Annotated in this window: 21 protein-coding genes and 1 pseudogene; 15 read left to right on the forward strand and 7 right to left on the reverse strand. The window is 44.3% G+C overall.

Going from position 1 to position 20,621, the window contains the following annotated elements; genetic code table 11:
- Window positions 1-6: 6 nt before the first annotated feature.
- Genes JCM19039_RS00905 through JCM19039_RS00915 form a run of 3 tightly spaced genes read right to left on the reverse strand, consistent with a single transcriptional unit; the run spans window position 7 to window position 2,227 of the window.
- Window positions 7-771, reverse strand: coding sequence for an ABC transporter permease (locus JCM19039_RS00905; RefSeq protein ID WP_042422962.1), 765 nt, complete (start codon window positions 769-771; stop codon window positions 7-9).
- 1 nt (window position 772) lies between these two features.
- Entirely contained in the window at window positions 773-1,498 is a 726-nt protein-coding gene (locus tag JCM19039_RS00910; protein WP_052398388.1) for an ABC transporter ATP-binding protein, read from the reverse strand.
- A 6-nt stretch (window positions 1,499-1,504) separates the two neighbouring features.
- Window positions 1,505-2,227, reverse strand: coding sequence for an ABC transporter permease (locus tag JCM19039_RS00915; protein WP_042422965.1), 723 nt, complete (start codon window positions 2,225-2,227; stop codon window positions 1,505-1,507).
- On the opposite strand from JCM19039_RS00915, the gene JCM19039_RS24120 reads away from it, so the two are divergent.
- Entirely contained in the window at window positions 2,226-2,390 is a 165-nt protein-coding gene (locus tag JCM19039_RS24120; RefSeq protein ID WP_193744106.1) for a hypothetical protein, read from the forward strand. The two genes, JCM19039_RS00915 and JCM19039_RS24120, sit on opposite strands and share 2 nt — an antisense overlap.
- Before the next feature lie 5 nt (window positions 2,391-2,395).
- Here the strand turns inward: JCM19039_RS24120 and JCM19039_RS00920 are convergent, their stop codons facing one another.
- Both JCM19039_RS00920 and JCM19039_RS00925 read right to left on the reverse strand, forming a co-directional pair.
- A complete protein-coding gene (locus JCM19039_RS00920; RefSeq protein WP_052398389.1) occupies window positions 2,396-3,382 on the reverse strand; it encodes a LytTR family transcriptional regulator DNA-binding domain-containing protein in 987 nt (328 codons plus the stop codon).
- 173 nt (window positions 3,383-3,555) lie between these two features.
- Entirely contained in the window at window positions 3,556-4,044 is a 489-nt protein-coding gene (locus JCM19039_RS00925; protein WP_052398390.1) for a small multi-drug export protein, read from the reverse strand.
- A 257-nt stretch (window positions 4,045-4,301) separates the two neighbouring features.
- On the opposite strand from JCM19039_RS00925, the gene JCM19039_RS00930 reads away from it, so the two are divergent.
- The 10 genes and pseudogenes from JCM19039_RS00930 (at window position 4,302) to JCM19039_RS00975 (ending at window position 15,354) form a co-directional block, all read left to right on the forward strand.
- Window positions 4,302-4,568: a hypothetical protein gene (locus JCM19039_RS00930; RefSeq protein WP_042422976.1), complete on the forward strand. Its 267-nt coding sequence runs from the start codon at window positions 4,302-4,304 to the stop codon at window positions 4,566-4,568.
- The gene (locus JCM19039_RS00935) at window positions 4,565-4,888 is read left to right on the forward strand and encodes a winged helix-turn-helix domain-containing protein (protein ID WP_042422979.1); all 324 of its coding nucleotides are present in this window, start codon (window positions 4,565-4,567) and stop codon (window positions 4,886-4,888) included. Before JCM19039_RS00930 ends, JCM19039_RS00935 begins: the two co-directional genes overlap by 4 nt.
- Before the next feature lie 6 nt (window positions 4,889-4,894).
- Window positions 4,895-5,182, forward strand: coding sequence for a hypothetical protein (locus tag JCM19039_RS00940; protein ID WP_042422982.1), 288 nt, complete (start codon window positions 4,895-4,897; stop codon window positions 5,180-5,182).
- Window positions 5,183-5,218: 36 nt separating this feature from the next.
- Window positions 5,219-6,841: a sigma-54-dependent Fis family transcriptional regulator gene (locus tag JCM19039_RS00945; RefSeq protein WP_052398391.1), complete on the forward strand. Its 1,623-nt coding sequence runs from the start codon at window positions 5,219-5,221 to the stop codon at window positions 6,839-6,841.
- 88 nt (window positions 6,842-6,929) lie between these two features.
- A complete protein-coding gene (locus JCM19039_RS00950) occupies window positions 6,930-8,123 on the forward strand; it encodes a thiolase family protein (protein ID WP_042422985.1) in 1,194 nt (397 codons plus the stop codon).
- Window positions 8,123-8,967, forward strand: a pseudogene (locus tag JCM19039_RS00955) (3-hydroxyacyl-CoA dehydrogenase family protein). Before JCM19039_RS00950 ends, JCM19039_RS00955 begins: the two are co-directional and overlap by 1 nt.
- 216 nt (window positions 8,968-9,183) lie before the next feature.
- On the forward strand, window positions 9,184-9,918 hold the full coding sequence (locus JCM19039_RS00960) for a sulfite exporter TauE/SafE family protein (protein WP_042423441.1): 735 nt from the start codon (window positions 9,184-9,186) through the stop codon (window positions 9,916-9,918).
- Between the two features lie 127 nt (window positions 9,919-10,045).
- Window positions 10,046-10,867, forward strand: a complete 822-nt coding sequence (gene murQ / locus JCM19039_RS00965; RefSeq protein ID WP_238544877.1) for an N-acetylmuramic acid 6-phosphate etherase — start codon at window positions 10,046-10,048, stop codon at window positions 10,865-10,867.
- Between the two features lie 178 nt (window positions 10,868-11,045).
- Window positions 11,046-14,084 (forward strand): efflux RND transporter permease subunit, encoded by a 3,039-nt coding sequence (locus tag JCM19039_RS00970; protein WP_052398393.1) that lies wholly within the window; start codon window positions 11,046-11,048, stop codon window positions 14,082-14,084.
- A gap of 820 nt (window positions 14,085-14,904) precedes the next feature.
- A complete protein-coding gene (locus JCM19039_RS00975; protein ID WP_052398394.1) occupies window positions 14,905-15,354 on the forward strand; it encodes a VanZ family protein in 450 nt (149 codons plus the stop codon).
- Here the strand turns inward: JCM19039_RS00975 and JCM19039_RS00980 are convergent.
- Complete coding sequence (locus tag JCM19039_RS00980; protein ID WP_042422989.1) at window positions 15,336-15,962, reverse strand: TVP38/TMEM64 family protein; 627 nt, start codon at window positions 15,960-15,962, stop codon at window positions 15,336-15,338. The genes JCM19039_RS00975 and JCM19039_RS00980 overlap by 19 nt on opposite strands.
- Window positions 15,963-16,043: 81 nt before the next feature.
- Between JCM19039_RS00980 and JCM19039_RS00985 the strand changes: the two genes are divergently transcribed.
- On the forward strand, window positions 16,044-16,616 hold the full coding sequence (locus JCM19039_RS00985; RefSeq protein ID WP_042422991.1) for a peptidylprolyl isomerase: 573 nt from the start codon (window positions 16,044-16,046) through the stop codon (window positions 16,614-16,616).
- Between the two features lie 965 nt (window positions 16,617-17,581).
- Here JCM19039_RS00985 and JCM19039_RS24895 read toward each other — a convergent pair.
- On the reverse strand, window positions 17,582-18,145 hold the full coding sequence (locus JCM19039_RS24895) for a TetR/AcrR family transcriptional regulator (RefSeq protein ID WP_042422993.1): 564 nt from the start codon (window positions 18,143-18,145) through the stop codon (window positions 17,582-17,584).
- Window positions 18,146-18,226: 81 nt separating this feature from the next.
- On the opposite strand from JCM19039_RS24895, the gene JCM19039_RS00995 reads away from it, so the two are divergent.
- The 3 genes from JCM19039_RS00995 to JCM19039_RS01000 are packed head-to-tail and all read left to right on the forward strand — an operon-like array spanning window position 18,227 to window position 20,585.
- Entirely contained in the window at window positions 18,227-19,153 is a 927-nt protein-coding gene (locus JCM19039_RS00995; protein WP_307190111.1) for an MFS transporter, read from the forward strand.
- The gene (locus tag JCM19039_RS26985) at window positions 19,117-19,437 is read left to right on the forward strand and encodes a hypothetical protein (protein WP_307190112.1); all 321 of its coding nucleotides are present in this window, start codon (window positions 19,117-19,119) and stop codon (window positions 19,435-19,437) included. The genes JCM19039_RS00995 and JCM19039_RS26985 overlap by 37 nt, the downstream gene beginning before the upstream one ends.
- A 23-nt stretch (window positions 19,438-19,460) precedes the next feature.
- Window positions 19,461-20,585 carry an NADH:flavin oxidoreductase gene (locus tag JCM19039_RS01000; protein ID WP_042422995.1) on the forward strand — a complete coding sequence of 375 codons (1,125 nt, stop codon included), beginning with the start codon at window positions 19,461-19,463 and terminating at the stop codon, window positions 20,583-20,585.
- Window positions 20,586-20,621 lie beyond the last annotated feature (36 nt).

A 20,621-nucleotide genomic window follows, 5' to 3' on the forward strand; every position in this document is an offset into this window, starting at 1 on the left:
CTATTGTTAAGCGGAAGTCTTAGACCAAGAAAATACGCGAATGGCGATCGTAAATAAAATGACGATGGTGATAATAATCACGGTTAGGCTTAGCCATAACGGGTACTCAGCAGAATAATTTACGATTAAGAGGTCACGTTTTACGTCACCCAAATAGGTAAACGGGAAAAATAAAGCGATCGTGTTCATTACTTGACTGGAATAAATGCTTAACGGCATAAGTACGCCACTAAGAATGAGCACGGGTGCAGATAATCCACCGAGCAATGCACCAGCGGTTTCTACGGATTGTAAAATTGAACCAAAAATGAATCCGAGTGTAACCATCATGGCGAGCGTGAGCATCGAGATGGCTATTCCAGGGAGAAACTGGCTGAATGATATGATTCCAAGTAACACGCCAAGTAGCAAAAATAATACCATTTGAAACACGCCAATAAGGAAACGAACAGAAATTTGTGAGAGTACGTACGTACTTTTCTTTAGCGGTGAGATTTCTAACAGTCGAAGAACACCACTCTTTCGTTGCTCAATGAGAGGGATGGCTGTTCCAAGAAGACCAGATGATAACAACGCGAACACGATAAGTCCAGGGAATAGATACTCCATGAACGAGAGGCCATCGGCCTGGGCTGGAGTGAGCATATCAATCCCCCAAAACATGAGCAAAAATAATAAAGGGAATATCATGATTAGAAAGAATGTTCTTGGAACTCTTTTTATTTCTAACCATTGAACTTTGGACAGTTCAACTAACGTTTGTTTTTGCATATCAATCTACTCCTGTCCGCATTGTAGAACCTGTGAGACTCTTGAACGCTTCATTAAGTGTTTGTTTGTTTTTATTTGCGTATTTTCGAATGAGTTGCTCCGATGTATCTATGTCGAGAATAGCTCCTTCGTGCAAGACAGCAACTTGATCACTAAATTGTTCGGCTTCTTCCATATAGTGGGTCGTAAACACGATCGTTTTTCCTTTTGCTTTCATATCGGCGAGTACTTCCCAAATCAATTCTCTCACTTGGACGTCTAAGCCGGCAGTCGGTTCATCAAGCAAAATCACTTTTGGGTCGCCAATGAGGGCTAACCCAATCGCTGTTCGTTGTTTTTGACCTGTGGAAAGCTTGTGGATGCGCTGATGCTTCAAAGCATCCAAGTGTAAAAGATCTAGTAAGTGATCAGGAGATATCGGTTTTGAATAAAAGCTAGCAAACAATGAGTATAATTCTTGAACCGTGGTGCGTTCGAACATGGCGTGGTTTTGCAATTGGACGCCGACAGAATTTCGTATTGAAGAAACCTGCTTGCCATTAATGGACAGAGACCCGGAGTCGTAAGATGTAAGTCCGATGAGGCATTCCATGAGCGTCGTTTTCCCTGCACCATTCCTTCCTAAAATCGCAAAGGTCTGATTTTCTAAAATTGTGAGGGTCACATCGTTTAGGACGCGCCGGTCGTCGTATATTTTGACAAGATCTTGAATATGGATATTCATCATTTCTCTTTATCCTTTCTGTTCGTTGTGACGGTGGACTAGATAAAGAACAATACCAAAGAAGACGGTCCATCCACTTAATACGATGAGGGGCAGATAATAATCGGATACATTCCCTCCAGCGATGCTTAAGCCTAGTCCTTCGTAAGCGTATTTGATCGGGAAGAGTGCATTGATGGATGACACCCACCTTTGATCGATGAGTGGTTCGAATGTAGCCAAAAAGAAAAGGCCTAGTGCAACAGGCAAATGAATGCTCGTTGATTGGACTTGAGATGTTGACCACAGTCCAATTGACGTTGAAAGTAGCAAATAAAATGCACAAGACAGCAGGAAGAACAGAGCAAAAGGAAGTGGCTGAACGCTGAGCCCTTGAATAAATAAGCAGATGGCACAAATGATTACGGTGAGACCAAAAAACAAGATGCTTTTTGCCATGAGCATCTCCTTTACATTCGTTGGAGATGAGAGAAGCATGTGAAATGTCCCTTTTTCTTTTTCTTCGGCAATCGACGTTGCCGGCATTGTCCCGCAAAGAAACAAAATCGCCATTAATATCGGCATCGATACGAGTTCAAAGTTCTCTCTCGGTTGACTCGGGTCAGACATTAACGTATACAGCACCGCAAGAAAAACAGGCATGATTAACAACATGACGATGAGTGGATGTTTAAGGTGATCTTTCACATCTTTTATAAATAAATATCGTATTCTTTTAATGGATAAGTCCATGTTCGAATTCTCTCCGTTCAATGAGGGTGTGTACACACCGGCTCATGACTTTAGTGTCGTCCCTCCTTCCATGTTTCAAGTGTATGAAATGGTAGAAGAGATCGCATCATTTGAGCGACGAGTGGTGACGTTGATCTTGCCAGTGATGCAAATAGACAGGTGAATGGTTCACGTTTGGATGCCCAACTTCTCATACAAAGGCGAGACATTTGCTCGTGATAACGGCACGCTCGTATTTTCCACAGAAAGAATCAAGCTGTAACTGTTTCTCGTCCACTTCATCACTTCCCGCACTCGTTGTAAATTTACGAGATACGACCGATGTGTTCGAAAAAAGCCAAAGGGGAGTAGTTGCAACTCCAATTCTTGCAGTGTTAACGTCGAGCGAAATGTTTCTGTTTGGACGTGCAACATTGACGTGCCGTCAATACTTTCTATGTAATCAATTTCCTCAGGATCAAACAAAATGAGCTTCTCCTCAGATCGAGCAGGAATTTTTTTGAATGAAGGTGGCGGAGCCTGGCTTCGTTCAGGAGTTTCTGATGATGTATGTTCACCGTCGGTTTCAAGAAACGTAAGCGCGCGGTGTGTGAGCCGATACACAGCTGCCCCCATTGACAATGCATCTTCTAAAAATGTACTCGTCACGAGCGTCGTAATCCCTTTTTGTTGCCAGCTTTCGAGGTTTGCTCGCAAGATCAGCTTCGTTTCGTCATCAACACCAGATTCAGGATCTTCAAGAATAATCGTCTTTGGCTCATGAATTATTGCCCGGGCAATGAGCACCCGCCGTTTTACAGAGTGTGGCAATTTTTTATAAGGTTCATTCACATAATCAGAAAGTCCCCAATCCCCGACAACTGCCTTTATATCTATAGAAGAGTCGTACATTTGCGCGAATATCATGAGGTTGTCGCGAACGGAAAGTCGTTCATAAAGTGTATCGTTTTGTGTGAACACACCGATTGGGAAATCACCTACGGATATAGAGCCATTCGAAGGTTGGTCCTGTTTTGTGATGAGTGTAATGAGATGGTTCCCTTGCTTTTGACTACAATGAATCACCGTTGCCGATCCTTTTGGAAGCTCAAGGTTTATTGAAGGAATGATCGAGCGACCGTTTTCAACTTTTGTCAAATTTGTAAATGTAATCATATCAATCTCCTTACGATATGTTCGTCTTTACAGTATACAAAAAATACAGACAATGAAGGAAAGAGATTTCTCTGATCAACGAGTGAATCGCTTCTTTTACTTACGGAGAAGATTACGGGTTTAAACGAAAAACGCTCATCATACGTGAACGTATGATGAGCGTTTTTTGAACCCTATTGAAGAATGGCAAGGTAGCCGAAGTAACCCGCAACAACACCTAGCACGCCCCATACAACGATGCTCACCGTGTGCCAAAGAATAACTTTTCCACGGCTTGCGCCTGCAGCAAGGGAGATGAATGCGGCGATGTGGCCAGAAGCGATGAGCGGTGCAATGAGTGCTAATCCAGGCACACCGTACTTGTCGTAGTAGCCTTGCGCTTTCTTTGCACGTTTGCCGAAAAACCCTTCTTTTCCTTTCGCTTCGCGTCGTTCTCTAAGCATACGGAACAACGCATTAAACGGAAGGATGATCGCCATAACGGACAACCAGTTGCCAATCATACTGCTGATGGCGGCGGTAACAATCGGTACACCGATAAAGGCACCCACAAAGCTTCCAAAGAATGTCTCTAAAAATGGAATCATAGCAAGAAGAAGAATTCCGAGGTGTTGAACGAGCGGATTCACTTCAAGTAAATAGACTAAGAAATCGTTTATCATGGTCATGCACTCCTTGTTTTGTTGGTACGTTAACCATACACTGGATTTTGCAAATTGACGGTAGTTCAGATTGGAGACGTTCGTTTCATGTCATGAAACAGACGGTGATGTGCTGAAGCGACGTTAAAATGGCGCCAACCGTACGGGAGGTTACGAAACGTCCATACTGTGTCGCGAAACGGACAATTTGACAATAACTTTCATGTGTAATAAATTATTTACATATGAAAAAATAAATAGTCAGGAGGAATCATACGATGGAATCTTTTAATATTTTCGGTATTGTCGTACAGGTTCTTTTCGTATTGCCAATTATTGGTTTGTTCATTTACCTTATCGTCGTGCTTAGGCGAATGAGAAAACAAACAAACAATGAGGGCAACGAACAAAGTGCAGTTGCTCAAACGATTGAAGAACTAGACGAACGAGAAATTGTATTGAAGACAGAAATTGGAGAAGAGAGAAAGAAACTACAGCAAGCGATCGGAAACTTGGATCATCTTCTGCATGAGGTGCGAGAATGAGCGAAGAGAGAACAGGCGATGAACTGCTCGCTTTCTTTGAGGCATTAGCGAACCGTCACCGGTTACGAATGGTTGCCCTGCTCTATGAAGACCGCAAGTACGTAAGCCAATTGGCAAGAGAATTAGGATTAAGCCGCCCCCTCGTCTACATGCACCTCAATCGCCTTGAGGAAGCGAAAATTGTAACAAGTGAACGGGAAATATCTGAGAGTGGGAAAGCGATGAATTATTACGCACTGGAACCATTTTATGAAGAGATAACAGCGGCTTACATTGCTCGCGCAACGGAGACGCTATCGAACGAAAGAAAGAAAGGATGACGAGGTTTGGAGATTATGGAAGAAGGAATTCTTTGGGGAACCGTCATTTATTCTATTGCTGCATTACTCATGATGTTTATTATACTTGCAATTGTTGTTATGCTCGTCGTGTTGTTTGTGCAGTTGGTAAAGAGAAGGAATATGCCGGATCGTTATGCGTCGTATGAAAAAATGGCGACAAAGGAAGTAGAGAAGCAAAAGCAACGAATTCAAGATCAAGAAGCGCTTCTGGATGACTTGAAAAAGGCAAACGAAAAAGTTCATACAGTCAATCGTCGTTTAAGAGATGTATAATAGAAACAACTCTACAAAGTAGAAAGCGGTGTTCGTATGGACGCATCGATTGATAAACTAATCATTCCAGTCGTGAGAGTAAAAGATAAACGTATTGATTCGTGGAATGATGCTGCCGAGGAGCTGCTGGCACATCGTAACCGTTTGGAGGAAGTGCTCGGTCGAGGGGAAGAACGATTGATTTATGAACGATGGGAAATGGTTAAGGTAAACGAAACCGAAGCCGACGATCACAACGGCCAACTGTATTTCTTTTTCCCGATTACGCATTCTGATGTTCACGCTTTACGGCGTGAAATGGACAGTGTATTAGAAAGCGCTTATGATGGCATTTATATTACCGATACAAACGGCTTAACATTGTCGGTAAACAGCGCTGTTGAACGGATTACGAAGATTCCGAAACATTATTTTATCGGGAAAAATGTAACAGAACTCAAAGACAGAGGTATTCTTTCAAGGCCGGTTACATTTCGTGTCGTTGAGGAGAAACGTCCAGTGACGGTTCATGAACGTGGCAGAGGGAATCGAGAAATTATGATGACGGGTAGTCCAGTCATGAACCAAAATGGTGAAGTGGAGAAGGTTATTACGATCATTCGTGATATGAGTGATTTGCGGAGAATTAGTGATGAAATGCGTGAAGTAAGAGAATTGAATACGCTTTATCGAGCAGAATTGGAGCGAGTCAGGCAAGGAGAAAAAAAAGGTATGGTTTGTAAGAACGAAGCGATGCAAAGCATTTATGAAACCGGTGCACGCTTGGCGAATGTTGATGCGTCCATACTCATTCTTGGTGAAACAGGGGTTGGCAAAGATGTATTTGCAAGTTTCGTTCATCAAGAGAGCCCGAGGAATCATACTGGATCGTTTATTAAAGTGAATTGCGGTGCCATACCAGAAACGCTGTTAGAATCAGAGCTGTTTGGGTACGAAGCGGGTGCGTTCTCAGGCGCGAATAAAAATGGCAAAGCAGGCATGTTTGAACTTGCAGACGGGGGGACGTTGTTCCTTGACGAAATTGGAGAAATGCCACTCGACCTTCAAGTGAAACTTTTACAAGTTTTGCAAGACAAACAGTTAAGAAGAGTCGGCAGTGAGCAAACAAAAGCGATTGATGTTCGTGTCATTTGTGCGACGAATCAAGATTTGCAAGCGCTCGTCAGAGCCGGGCGGTTTCGAGAGGATCTATACTACCGAATTCATGTCATTCCCATTCGAATACCACCAATCCGCGAAAGAAAAGACGAAATCTTTGCTCTAGCTCAACTTTTTCTTGATCGATTTAATGAGAAATATGACGTTGAAAAACAACTTTCAAGTGAAGTGTTGGATTTCTTTTATAAGCATGACTGGCGGGGAAATGTGCGTGAACTTTCCAACGTCGTCGAGCGGCTTGTCGTTACGACTCACGATTCGTTCGTTACGATTGCCGATTTGCCAGATGATTTAATTGCAGGGATGAAAAAACGGCATTTACCTGCGACGTTAGAAGAGGCGAGAGACAGTGCAGAACGAGAATTACTCGTTGCAGCTTCGATGGAAACCCAGAATACGTATCGTTTAGCAGAACGGCTCGGCACGAGCCAAGCGACAGTCGTTCGCAAGTTGCAAAAATACAACATTCAATTCAAAAATGAATCGATAATGCAAGAGTAAATCGGTTCATTGTTCTAAACGAGCATGTTCCTCGCGTTTCATTGGCACAATGTTTGCATTTATTTACTCGAGAGAGGAGTGTTGTTATATGAAAAGCGAAAACGACGTAGTGATTGTAAGCGCAGTCAGAACAGCCGTTGGACGAGCGGGCGGAAGTCTTAAACATATGAACAGCGGTGTATTAGCCTCAAAGGTTATTGAAAGCGTCATCAAACGTTCAGGTATTGAACAGTCGAGTGTAGATGAAGTCATATTAGGAGAAGTTCGTTCCACAACAGAATCTTCCAATGTGGCTCGTGTTGCAGCGCTGCGCGCAGGGTTACCTGAAGAGACCCCTGCATTTACGGTCAATCGTCTCTGTGCGTCGGGCATTCAAGCGATTACGTCAGGTGTTCAACAGATCCAGTCTGAAACAGCACAAGTCGTCATTGCCGGTGGGACTGAAAACTTAAGCCAAGCGCCGATCTACCTTCGGAATTCGCGTTACGGTGAAGGGAATCCGAAACTCGTCGATTCCAACCTAGAAGCCGGGCAACAGCCTCAGGAAACCTACGGGGAGAACTTAGGAATGGGAATGACAGCAGAAAACGTTGCTGAACGATATGCAATTTCTCGTGAAGATCAAGATGCGTTTGCGCTAGAAAGTCAACGACGTGCACGAGCGGCAATTGACGCTGGAAATTTTAAGGATGAAATTGTGCCGCTGGAAGGGAAAGAACGCAAGAAAACGTTCGTGTTTGCTGTTGATGAGCATCCTCGAGACACAACGTTGGAGAAGCTGTCGAGCCTGTCGCCTGCGTTTAAAAAAGGTGGGTCTGTCACAGCTGGCAATGCATGCGGACGAAATGACGGGGCAGCGGTTGTGATGCTTATGAAGCGAAGTAAAGCAGCACAACTCGGTCTGCAGCCACTTGCGACAATTAGACGTTGGTCAACCGCTGGCGTTTCCCCTGAAGTGATGGGCATAGGTCCTGTTCCTGCTGTGCAGAAACTATTAGCGAACACGCAAATGAGCGCAGAGGACATTGGTGTATGGGAACTAAATGAAGCTTTTGCATCGCAAGCACTTGCGGTCATTCGTGAGCTGAACTTGCCTATGGATCGTGTGAATCCAAACGGCGGGGCAATTGCCCTCGGCCACCCGCTCGGGGCAACAGGTGCACGCATTACCATCTCATTGCTCTTTGAAATGATGAGAAAGAAACAACAGTACGGGGTAGCAACGCTTTGTGTAGGTGGAGGCCAAGGTATGGCGCTCTTGCTCGAGAGGGAGGAAGCGTAATGAATCGGATTGCTGTCATCGGTGCGGGTACGATGGGCCGAAGCATTGGCTATACTGCAGCGATTCACGGGTTTACTGTGCGTATTTATGATGTGCATGAAGCAGCTCTTACTCGTGCAAAATCAGCAAATGTGGAGCTTGCTGAGAAGAGCGCTACTCGTGAATTTATAACAGACGAACAAAAAGTATACGTCGAGAAGAATATCGTCTATGAACCGAACTTAGAGCGAGCAGTGAAAGAGGCTGATATCGTTATTGAAGCGGTGTTGGAAGAGATGGAGCTAAAAGTTAACGTATTCAAGGAGCTTGACGAGTTGACGGATGAGCAAACCATCCTCGCCACGAACACGTCCACACTCAGCCCTACAGAAATTGGTGCGGCCACAACTCGTTCAGATCGTGTCGTAGCGATGCATTTCTTTAATCCAGTCCATCGCATGAAACTAATTGAAATTGTACGTGGCCTAGATACATCGGATGAGACAGTCGAACGGGTACAAAAGCTTGGGCGACAACTCGGCAAAGAGACGGTGGAAGTACGTGAATTTCCTGGCTTTGTCACTAGCCGAATGAACTGCCTCATTGGAAATGAAGCGATGAACATGTATATGGAAGGCGTCGCATCTGCCGAGGATATCGATAAAGCAATTAAGCTCGGCTTAAATCACCCGATGGTCCATTGGAGCTTGCTGACCTCGTTGGGCTGGATAGTCGTCTTCGCAACATGAATTATTTGTATGAAACACTCGGTGAAAAGTACCGACCGTGCCCGATTTTAGTCCAATACGTGAAAGCTGGCCGACTCGGTCGTAAATCAGGTAAAGGGTTTTATGAATATTCATAGCCCAATCTGCACTAGGTTACCGTTTATAAAGTTGTGTATCTATATTTCATAAAAACCTTCCAAAATGTGATTGGGAGGTTTTTTAATTAACGTGCCATGAATCACACCCGTGAAAACCTGGACATGATTGTCCTTCCCTTCGCACTTTCCGCTAGAAACGCACACTGAAAATCTATGATAAGATGAATTTATTCAGAGTAGATTTGAGTGGATGTTATGTGGGAATTTGTTGTGGTCTTCGCTATTATTCTATTAGGTGCGATTGTTCAAGGCGTTAGTGGTTTTGGGTTAGGACTTGTCGCAATGGGCGTTTTACCCTTATTTTTAACAATTAAGGAAAGCACGTTGCTCGTCATATCTTTATTAGTCGTTGCTGCGGTGACGGTTGTTATTAAAAACGCGAAGCATATTGAGTGGAAAAAAGTACGAGCAATTTTAATTTTTGCACTTTTAGGCCGGATTGCTGCGTTCTTCATTCTGTCGAGATACGGTGATTTAGATATTTTGAAGACGTGGCTCGGAATTTTTCTCATTTTAATGGTTGGCTATCTTTTGTTTCAATCTGTCATGAAGCCAGAAAAGAAAGAGCCGACGTTGTGGATTGCGATTATGCTTGGGTTATTGGGCGGATTTATTGGAGGGCTTTTCGGCGTTGGTGGACCGTTTTTCGTATTCTACTTTCTCATGGTATTTGCGACAGATAAATACAAGTACTTAGTAAACGTCCAGTTTGTTACCCTTATCGTTTGTTTGTTTTCCATCGTATTGCACGCAATAAACGGTGACTTTCAATCTTCTTTCATCGGTTTATTTATTGCGGGTACGTTGGCGGTAATGATTGGGACATTTATTGGTTTAAGGTTATTTGCGAAGGTGAACAACGAAGTGATACGCAAATTGGCGATGTTTTTAGTCCTCATATCAGCGCTAAACTTAATTTTATTTTCTTAGAAAAAGATCGGTATGTGCCGATCTTTTTTTGTTACTACGCTTTAAAATATAATTTTAAATTGACAACACTTTATTAAAATATTAAAATGATTAAAAGTTTCAGAATTCAATAGTTGGAGCATATGCCATGGGAGAATCTTTTGAAAGCGTGACAGAATCAAGGAATCAGCGGTCCGCTCACATCGATCGACAAACGACTGGAGATATACTTCGTGCGATTAATGCAGAAGATCAACAAGTGGCATCGATCATATCCAATCACATTGATGTGATTGAAGGGATTGTACAAGATGCGGTGCGCGCTTTGCAAAAAGGCGGGCGCTTGTTTTACGTCGGTGCTGGAACGAGCGGAAGAATTGGTGTATTGGATGCGTCAGAAATTCCTCCAACGTATGGCACGGAACGAGAGCTAGTTCAAGCCGTTATTGCTGGTGGAGACCAAGCAATATTTGAAGCTGTTGAAGGAACGGAAGATAATGAAGAACTAGGCAGAGACGATCTTCTCGAACGAGGTGTTAAAGAAACAGATGTGGTAATCGCCATTACAGCAAGTGGGAAAGCCCCTTATGTTATCGGGGCACTTAAAGCGGCAAAAGAGCTAGGTGCGGTTACGGTATCATTTACGTGTAATCACCACGCACCGCTCCATGCTTATGCTAAACACGAGCTCAGCATTGAAGTAGGCCCTGAAATTGTTATGGGCTCAACACGCATGAAAGCAGGAACCGCACAGAAGCTCGTGTTGAATATGATTACGACGACGACGATGATTCAGCTCGGAAAAGTGTATCGAAATCTAATGGTCGATGTTAAACCGTTAAATAAGAAACTTGTGAGCCGTTCCAAACGGATGATACAGTTCGCAACCGACTGTAGTGAAGAGCGGGCAGAGCAATTGTTTCAACTTTCCGGCCAAAGACCGAAAATTGCATTGTCATGGAGCTGTTGAATGTATCAGAAACAGAAGCGGAGCAACATTTAGACCGAGAGGATGGCTTTGTGTATCGGGTGTTAAAAGAGGAATGATTCAGTATTTATGGAAAATGACAATGAACGATAAAATGTTTTAATACGGCATAGTTAAGGGTATATTTCATCAAGAAGATTGCATAGAAAAGAGGAACATGATGAAATGGCTCATAACTAGACCGAAGATTACCGTGTTGTTTTTTATTATGTTGACGATCATTGGGGCGATCAGTTTTTCACAAATGCCACAACGTGAAATTCCGGAATTCTCGCCTCCGATTGCGCAAGTGACGACGATATATCCTGGGTCTTCAGCAGAAGAAATTGAACAACAAGTGACCAACCCTATTGAGGATGCTTTAACTCAATATGAGGAAATAGAATCATATGAATCGGTATCTGCTCCAGGCTTATCACTCATTACAATTGAACTGGATGAATCCATTGACGATTCCGCCGTCATTTGGAATGAAATTAACCAGCAAGTAAATGGCCTCGCCTCCTCATTTCCAGACGATAGCAATACGCCTGAATTTACGACTACATCCGGTGATCAAGGGCTTGCTACATACCATGTGAAATATAACGATGATGACGCACTTCCTGCCATTCAAGAAATACTCGATGACTATGCAGAAAAAGTTGGAAATGCCCCCGACTTATTAGAACTCGATGTGCAAGGTGGTTTAGACAGAGAGGTGCTCGTTAGTCTTGATGCTGCTTTAATGGAAGACAATGATCTTACTTATGAACAGATCATTGGCGTATTGAACGGAGAAGAAGACCTCGCGCCTGTTGGAGAGTGGGAAGACGATAATTATATCTACCCAGTAGACGTGAGCAACTATTCATCTATAGATGAGTTTAATGAATTGCCTGTCGGCGTGAATGAAGACGGGGACACGATTCTACTAGAAGATGTCGCGACGATGGACGTCAGTTTCAAAGCGCGTGAACAAGCAGTGACTTATGACGGCGATCAGTCTTTAGCATTGACGTTTACGTTCGGCCCTGGGAGCAGTGTGCCAACGGCGCAATTACAGCTCGATGACATTGTTGCAGAACTTAATGAATCATTGCCAGAATCCGCAGAAGCAGAATTGCTATACACACAAGATGATCTCGTATCGGACTTATTTGCAGACTTGGCCTTGTCTTTTGCGATTGCGGTTGTTGCCGTTCTGATCGTTTGTTCATTAGGCTTACGTATCGGTTCCGCGATTAGTGTCGCAATTGCCATCCCGGTATCGCTAAGCATTGGGTCGATCGCCATTCCATTTTTTGACATTGGGTTGAACCAAATTTCATTAATCGCTTATATCATCGTGCTGGCCATACTTGTTGATGACGGGATTGTTGTGAACGACAACATCGAACGTCAGCTTCGAAACGGAAAAAGCCCGAAAGAAGCTGCGTACAAAGGAACGAAAGAAGTATTCTGGTCGGTAGTCACCTCGACGATTGTCGTCGTGTTTACATTTTTCCCGATCCTGCTGTTGCCAGGCGGCGCAGGGGAGTTCATCCGACCGCTCCCCGTCGTACTCATCAGTGCAATCATCGCTTCTACAGTCGTTAGCTTGTTTCTGATTCCGATTTACCGAACTTGGAAAGAGAAACGCAGAAAATCGTCCGTTAATGAAAAGCCTCCTGGGCTTTTAGGCTCATTGTTCGAGCGTTCAGGGAAAGTATACAGTGAGAAATTAATACGGCGCATCGTCAGACGCCCATTTGTCGTCTCCTTTATCGGGTTAGGGTTAGGAACCGCGGCATTTGCGCTCATTCCATTTATTCCGTTGGAATTCTTCCCTGATTCTGACCGCGAAGAAGTGTTCATTGAAGCTACGCTCCCGGATGGGACACCGCTGCAAGAAACAGAAGCCTATTCAGAGGAGATTGCTGACTGGGTTAATGAGGAGCCGTTTGTACGTTCGGTATCTACATTTACAGGTACGGCCATCCCTGATCTATTTTCATCAGATGGTGGGAGTGAGGAAAGTGAGAATCTCGCAAACTTCCTCATCTATATTGATAAAGACATGATTGATGCGCGAGACGCGATGAATCAATGGAGCGAAGAGCTACCAGAAGCTTTTGGCGATCTTGAGTCGTATGAAGTGTCGATCATTGAATCAGGTCCTCCAGTAGGAGCGCCAATTGCTATTGAAATTCAAGGAGAATCCATTGATGCACTACTTGATAAGAGTGGAGAAGCGCAAGAAATTCTCGCAAACACCGAAGGTGTGCTGAATGTAGATGATGATATTGGAACAGCTGTTGAATCGTATCAAATGCAGCTCGACCGAGATGTAATGGAGGAAAACAACTTCTCAAGTAGTGAAATTAGTGATGCACTTGCTGCAATTGGAGAAGGTGTCCCTCTGGGAGAGTTTGACGTTGACGGGGAACTACTCGATTGGCGTGTCGCTTATGATGGCAATGAAGTTGACTTGCTTGATGAAGTTACCTTAGAAGGTATAGAAGAGTCCGTTGTTCTTTCAGATATCGTCACGATTGAAGAAGCAGAAGTTACGCCGCGCATTCCGCATTCAGATGGCAATCGTATCGTAACGGTACGGGCTTTCCCTGGTGAACGGAGCGCTGACGATATTATCGCTGAAGTCGAAGACGATCTGTTAGCGTTAGAAGATGACGACACATCCATCACGATCGGAGGGGAGACAGCGGAGAGAACGGATGTGTTCATCCAAATCGGTCTAATCTTTATCGTTGTTGTGTTCCTCATTTTAATTGTGATGGCAATTCAATTTTATTCGCTTTCCATTCCGTTTATCATATTAAGCGCTGTGTATTTAGCGTTTTCCGGCGCAATGATTGGTTTATTTATCACTCAAACAGGACTTGGCTTCATGTCACTTATGGGTGGTGTGAGCTTGGCCGGTATCGTCGTCCGAAACGGAATTGTGCTTATCGAATTCATTGAACAGAGACGAAAAGAAGGGCTCGGTGCCAAAGAAGCAGTTACGCTCGCTGCAGAGCAGCGTTTCCGCCCGGTCGTGCTCACGTCCCTTACAACAATTGCCGGTCTAATGCCTGTCGCCCTTGGTAACAGCACATTGTTCCAACCGTTAGGGATTACCATCGTTTCAGGCGCGCTATTCTCCGCCATATTAACGTTGTTTGTTGTACCTGCACTCTATCTAGTACGTGAACGCTGGAAACGAGGAGAAATTTCCTAAACGAGCAAAGGTTGATGAGAAGATCACTTCTCATCAACCTTTTTTTAGAGTGTGCCGAGCTCCATGTGTTCATGTTGGGCGCTGGGTGGTTGCTCTCTACTGTGTTACCTATGTTCACTGAAAAAGGGAAATTAAAAATACGTATAACGATGTTTAGCTTGATTTTCATCAATTAGGAACATCTTTTAGTAGGAACCCCCCCATCAGTTGGACTCGGTGGTCTACTTTAGCAAGTAACTCAGAGAGACGTTTTTTTCAGTGACCTCTCTTACCTAGGTGAGGGAACCGTTTTTTTTAAATAGATGGGATAAAAAAACAGATACGATCATAGGCCGCTTTGTGCTGGTCGATGAATGGAGATTGTACCGTCCGAACGTGCGGTCATGTTTGTTTGACTACTTTCTGCTTCCAATCGGTGGGCATGTGACTTCAAAAAGGTGTCTATGGAATTAGAACCGTATGATGTTTGAGTCGCCCCCCCCCTTCGTTATGCTTGTATGAACTAACCAAGATCGAGATATAGAGGAGGTTGCTTACCATACTTGGCGGGCCAATTCGATGAGTGTTCCACTGAGAGGTGCCGGCTGCGTGTGGTCCGTTGGGAAATCCTACCATATCAAAGTTCAATGGCATGATTTTCGTTTTATACGCGATCAAACGAGAGAAAACCTTCCCTCACAAATTTCGGTGCCGCTAGCCCGTGTGAACGAGAAAAGGATTTTCTCTTTCTTACGTAGTGTTACTAACGGCATTGCTAGAAGTCATTGCTCATTTGGTGTGTGCATACAGTAATAGAAATGCATGTCCTGGGGGAGATTTTGTGAGGACCTGGTACTGGGTATTGTTCACGCTCTATATGGGCGCGTTGGTATACGTGACGTTTTTTGCTTGGAATCACGGGGCGTCCCTCGGGCCTGAAGGTCCTGGGGGAAGAAATTATAATCTCACTCCAGTGAGGAGCATTTACCGGATTGCTGTTTTTAGTCCTGAATGGGTAGCGCCTGTCCGTATTCTCATTGGAAATATCATTATGTTTATGCCGCTTGGTTTTTTTCTGCCGTTATTATTCAGACAGGTGCGTACGATCCTGCGCATTGTCCTCGTAGGTTTTTTTGTATCCTTGTGGATCGAAGTGATGCAGTTTTTGCTCACGTATCGAGTTGCTGACGTCGATGATCTTATTTTGAATGTGATGGGTGCCTTTAGCGGAGGTGTACTCTATTTCGCAATGCGCTCAGCCAAACGTCGTGTTTATTTGTTTAACGTATAACGAACCCATAAGCGATAGCAACTGTACACGACGAGTAAAAACAAACCGTAAAAAACGGCAACATAAACTAAGCCGAGAGGGTTATGTACGATCGTACTCCCGACCGTCGCAAATAAAATCATTGATGGAATTTTGCCGAGTGAAGAGGCAATGGCATAACTCCAAAACCCAACGCGGCTAAGCGCGCTATATATGTTTACAATAATTGACGGCACGATCGGAATTAACCGTGTCAAAAAGATCGTCATAAAGGAATTCCGTTCAAATAAGCCGTTGATACGCGCCAACGTAGCATACCGATTGAGCACGCGTTCTCCCCAATCTTGATAGCCGTAGCGGACGAACATAAACATAATTATTGAAGCGGCTGCAGAGCCGACCCATGTAACGAAACTTCCGAGAACAGAGCCGTAAATCGCACCTAAAATACCCCCGATAATCGGATAAGGAATAATTGGGAAAAGCGAGAGCAATGTAGCAATTGCTGCGGTGATGAATATTGACTCGGTACCTTCTTGGTCAATCCAAAGAGCAAGTTCTTCTCCATATAATAATGCAACAAGCGCTAATGATACGAGTATCATTAGCACGAATAATTTTCGTAACATCTGGTCACCTCCCGTCTATTCTAGCAGAATTCTGCTAGAATAGAATGGTCGAACGTTTAACAGATGAGGGTGAAAATACAGATGAAAAGAATTGGTTTGTTGTTAGGCTTAACTGTACTTCTCGTTGGGTGTAGCACAGAAGGGGAAGTTTCTGAAGACGGGGTTGACCGTAATGATGCGGTTGAAGTGACGATGACGATGGAAACAGGCGGGGAAGTCGAGATGCACTTGTATCCGAACAATGCGCCCGAAACTGTAGACAATTTCGTCTCTCTTATCGAAGATGGTTTTTATGATGGACTTACGTTTCACCGTATTGTTCCAGGGTTTATGGTCCAAGGCGGTGACCCTGACGGCACTGGAATGGGGGGCTCTCCTGAAACCATCACCGGTGAGTTCGCAAGTAATGAATTTGAAAATCCGTTAGATCACCAAGAAGGTGTGCTCTCCATGGCTAGAGTTCAAGGAGATCCCAATTCAGCATCATCCCAATTCTTCATTATGCTCGGGGAGCATGCATCTTTAGACGGGGATTACGCCGCCTTTGGAGAAGTCGTTGACGGAATGGACGTTGTCGAAGAAATCGCTCAATCGGAAACAACAGGGGAGATGGCAGTTGACCCGCCCGTCATTGCTTCCATGGAAGTGAACTAAAGTATAGTTAAAACGATACTAAATCGCTTGTGTGGTGCCCGAAATCAAAACCTCAATAAAACTAGCCTTCTCCGGCTAGTTTTTTATTATGAGAGTCCATCTATATAGAATGATCGTAAGAGTTTCCTGATTAGGCTGTTGGACGTTGGGGGAAGGGGCAGCGAGTTGCTGGGCGCCAATAAGCGAGCAATTTGTCGGCCCTAGCAGGGCCGAAACTAAGTCGGACTCGGTTCGGCGCGGCTCGCGCCGACAACTTGTGGGTACTTCGGGGCAGGGATGTACACATGAGCTTATGATCTGTTCTCGTGTTCGCACAATCTGTTCCCTAGTTTATGAGAATATACCGCTTTTCCTGCGATGTTCCTCAACTCGAGCATAGCTTCCACTTTACCAAGCTTACCATTGGTTCTTAAACGAAATAAATTCATTGAATCCGATGAAAGAGATCGGTCTTTACGGGCAAACGCCTCCTTATCGTCTGTTGAAGTTCATTTCACTTCGACTACTTCGTTTCCGATTGTTGTTCGTCACTGCAAAGGTTGCGGGGCAACACAGAAAACGTTGGCCGAAGGGTAAAAAGACGTGACCGATAGTCACCACCTGGAGCAAGCAAGTGATGACCTGTCACGTATGTGACAATCGAGCCCTCAAACTGGCCACTTTCGGCACTCAACGGTCACATATATCACGTTTTGTGACCGTTGACTCCGTTTATGTGCGGATCCACATTATAAATGATGATTTTTCTTTCCCAAGTGTCACATAAATGAATATATGGGGCATTTGGACATCTTTCCACACACCGTAGCCAGTAGCAGAAACGTGAACCGCGTCGCCCTTATGCTCTGGAGTGTCAAGAAAACACGGTGCTGTATTTTGACCACCGATGTTGCCCTTATGCTCTGGAGTACAACCATCCGCCTATATTGGAAAGCAACAACTAATTGTGCTTATTAGGAAAATGTTTAGTTCAGTCCATCTAGGAAAATTTCCGCGGATTTTACGTAGCGTCGTTTTCGTTCGTCAATTGGATAATCACCATACAGCATGTCCATGCCGACAGAAAGAGCGCTTGCAATTTCACTCACTTCCCACGAATTGCCTACACTCCACTCTTCTTGATCATTCCCCTCTTGAATAATGTCCATAAAGCATTCGGTGTAACGGTCGTCAATTTCTTTGATTTTGGCTTTAATCTCTGGTGAGTAATGACTTTCCAAGGCATAAAATTCAGCAACAGCACTTCTCATTGGATGATACGTCTGCCGGGTCGCACTATATGTGGCGAGTCCGATGAATTTCTCTCTTGCGTTGTTGAATTCATGACTTTTAAGAGACCATCCATGTAACCAGTGATCATCGTCTTCTTCAATAATCTTTAGGAATAAAGCTTCTTTGTTTTTGAAATGATGATAAAGATTCCCTTTACTACTTTCTGATGCTCGAACAATATCGGCAACCGATGTTTCTCGGTATCCTTTTTCAATGAACAGCTGCTTTGCGGCTTCAATGATGGATTGCTCTTTCAAGTGAAATTCCTCCTTGACGAAAGTTCTTTTATCGATTATATTATAGACCGACCGCTCGGTCTGTGTAAAGGAGGAATCATGATGGAGACAGAAGTTAAACTATCAAGGAACCGCACATTTATCCTCATGTTTATTGCTGGCGTCTTTGCAGTAGTAGGGTTTAGTATGTTTCTTACGACGGTATCATGGTATGCCGTTACAGAAATGGACTCGGCTGCAGCCGTAGGTTTAGTGCTGATGGCAGCGACCATTCCTCGACTGCTAATGATGGTATTTGGCGGTGTTCTTGCCGATAAATATAAGAAAACAACAATCATGTTTATTACGAACCTGACGCAAGGGTTTTTATTGCTTCTTTTGTATCTGTTTGTTGCAAGTGACAACCTGACATTAACGATTCTTTTAGTGTTGGCGGGGATCTTTGGCATGCTTGATGCCTTTTTTGGTCCGGCAAGCTCTTCGCTCATTCCAAAGATTGTTGCTAAATCACAATTGCAACGGGCAAATGCCGTGTTTCAAGGGGCTGACCAAATTTCATTTATCATCGGTCCAATTCTTGCTGGGGTGTTGATGGAAGCCTACTCGGTGGCCGGAAGCTTTCTCGTTGCCACGATTCTCGTGTTCTTTTCAGCGATATTCATCTTTCCACCACTCATTAAAGAAGCAGCTGTGGAAGAGCGCACACAGCAAAGCCCAATGCAAGATCTTAAAGACGGTTTGCAATACGTACGCAGGTCGCAATTTTTGCTCGTCGGTTTGCTCGTATTAATTACGCTTAACTTCTTTGTCTTTGGCGCACTTCATATTGCCATTCCACTCTTAGTCGATGTTCACGGAGGCTCTCCATTAAACCTCAGCTTCATGGAGGCAAGTCTTGGGATCGGCATGTTACTCGGAAGCATGATTCTCGGCGTGTATACAATTAAAAGGCGAAGAGGCGCAATGACCTATACGGGTTGCTTGCCGCTCTTGTGCTCTTTATTATCTTTAGCCTCATTCCGAACTTAACGGGGTTAACGATCTTAATCTTTTTTATTGGGTTTTCAATGGTGTTTGTCTATATTCCGTTCTTTACTGTCGCTCAAGAAAATACGGATCAACACATTATGGGAAGAGTCATGAGCATCATCTTTTTAGCCATGAATGGGTTTGACCCGGTATCTTACGGGATTGTAACCGGGATGGTTGCTTTCGAGATTCCAATTCAACTCGTGTTATTTGGTCTTGGAGTCGTGGGGCTCGTCATTTGGTTCTTTATCTTTTTCAAAGCGAAACAATTTCGTGAGGTTTAAAATGACAAAAGAACAGGAATGTCATGAACAGAGACTTTAGAAAGCTAGGTGAAACTGTGAACGAGTTATTTGCAAAAGGATCTATAGGAAATCATATATTAAAAAACCGATATATCGTTGGGCCGATGACGCGTGTGAGCTCTGAGGAAGATGGAACGCCGAATGAACGTGTCCAACAATATTATGAGCGCTTTGCTAAGGGTGGCTTTGCTGCGGTCATAACTGAGGGTGTTTATCCGGATACAAATCATAGTCAAGCGTATCGCTACCAAGGCGGTTTAGCGACAGAGAAACATGCAAGGGCTTGGGCACCGATTGTAGAAGGTGTGAAAAGTCACGGCGCGCTCATGATTGCGCAGTTAATGCACGGAGGGGCGCAAACACAAGGAAATCATTATACGGACGTCACGGTTGCTCCTTCTGAGTTTTCACCACCTGCAGATAAAGTGGAAGTGTATTATGGAAGTGGACCGTTCCCAACAGCCAAAGAATTGTCTAAACAAGAGATTGAAGAAGTCAAACAAGGGTTCGTACAGTCAGCGAAGCTTGCCAGTCAGGCTGGGTTTAGCGGCGTTGAATTACACGGGGCGAATGGGTATTTACTTGATGAATTCCTTTCTGAAGTGAGCAACAAACGTACCGATGAATATGGCGGCAGTGTGGAGAATCGTGTCCGTCTGCTCATTGAATTAATTGAAGAAGTACGAGCGGCTGTTGGCACTGAGATGATGCTAGGCATCCGCATTTCACAGTTGAAAGCGACGAACGGGTCGTATGTATGGCCAGGAGGAGAAAGTGATGCACGGATCATTTTCTCTGCACTCGGGAAGACGAGCGTTGACTACATCCACATCTCGGATATCGATGCGTCTGCTCCTGGTTTTGGTGAAGGAACGAAAACGATGGCGCAAGCGGCGAAACAATATGCGAACAAACCGATCATCACGTGCGGAGATTTAGGCGATCCAGAAAAAGCAGCAAGGGTATTAAAGCGAGGGGAAGCCGACTATATTGCTATCGCTCGCCAAGCATTAGCGAATCCAGATACGCCAAATCGGGTGAAAGAAGGTAAGCCATTGGATCACTTCGATGGCAAAGCGGTCATGACCCCGCAGGCGTATGTTAAGGATTTTGAATTAGAATACTAGAGCATTGAGGAGCTAACCGTAGGTTAGCTCCTTTTG

The sequence above is a fragment of the Geomicrobium sp. JCM 19039 genome (genome assembly GCF_000698145.1).
GTDB lineage: Bacteria > Bacillota > Bacilli > Bacillales > Marinococcaceae > Geomicrobium_A.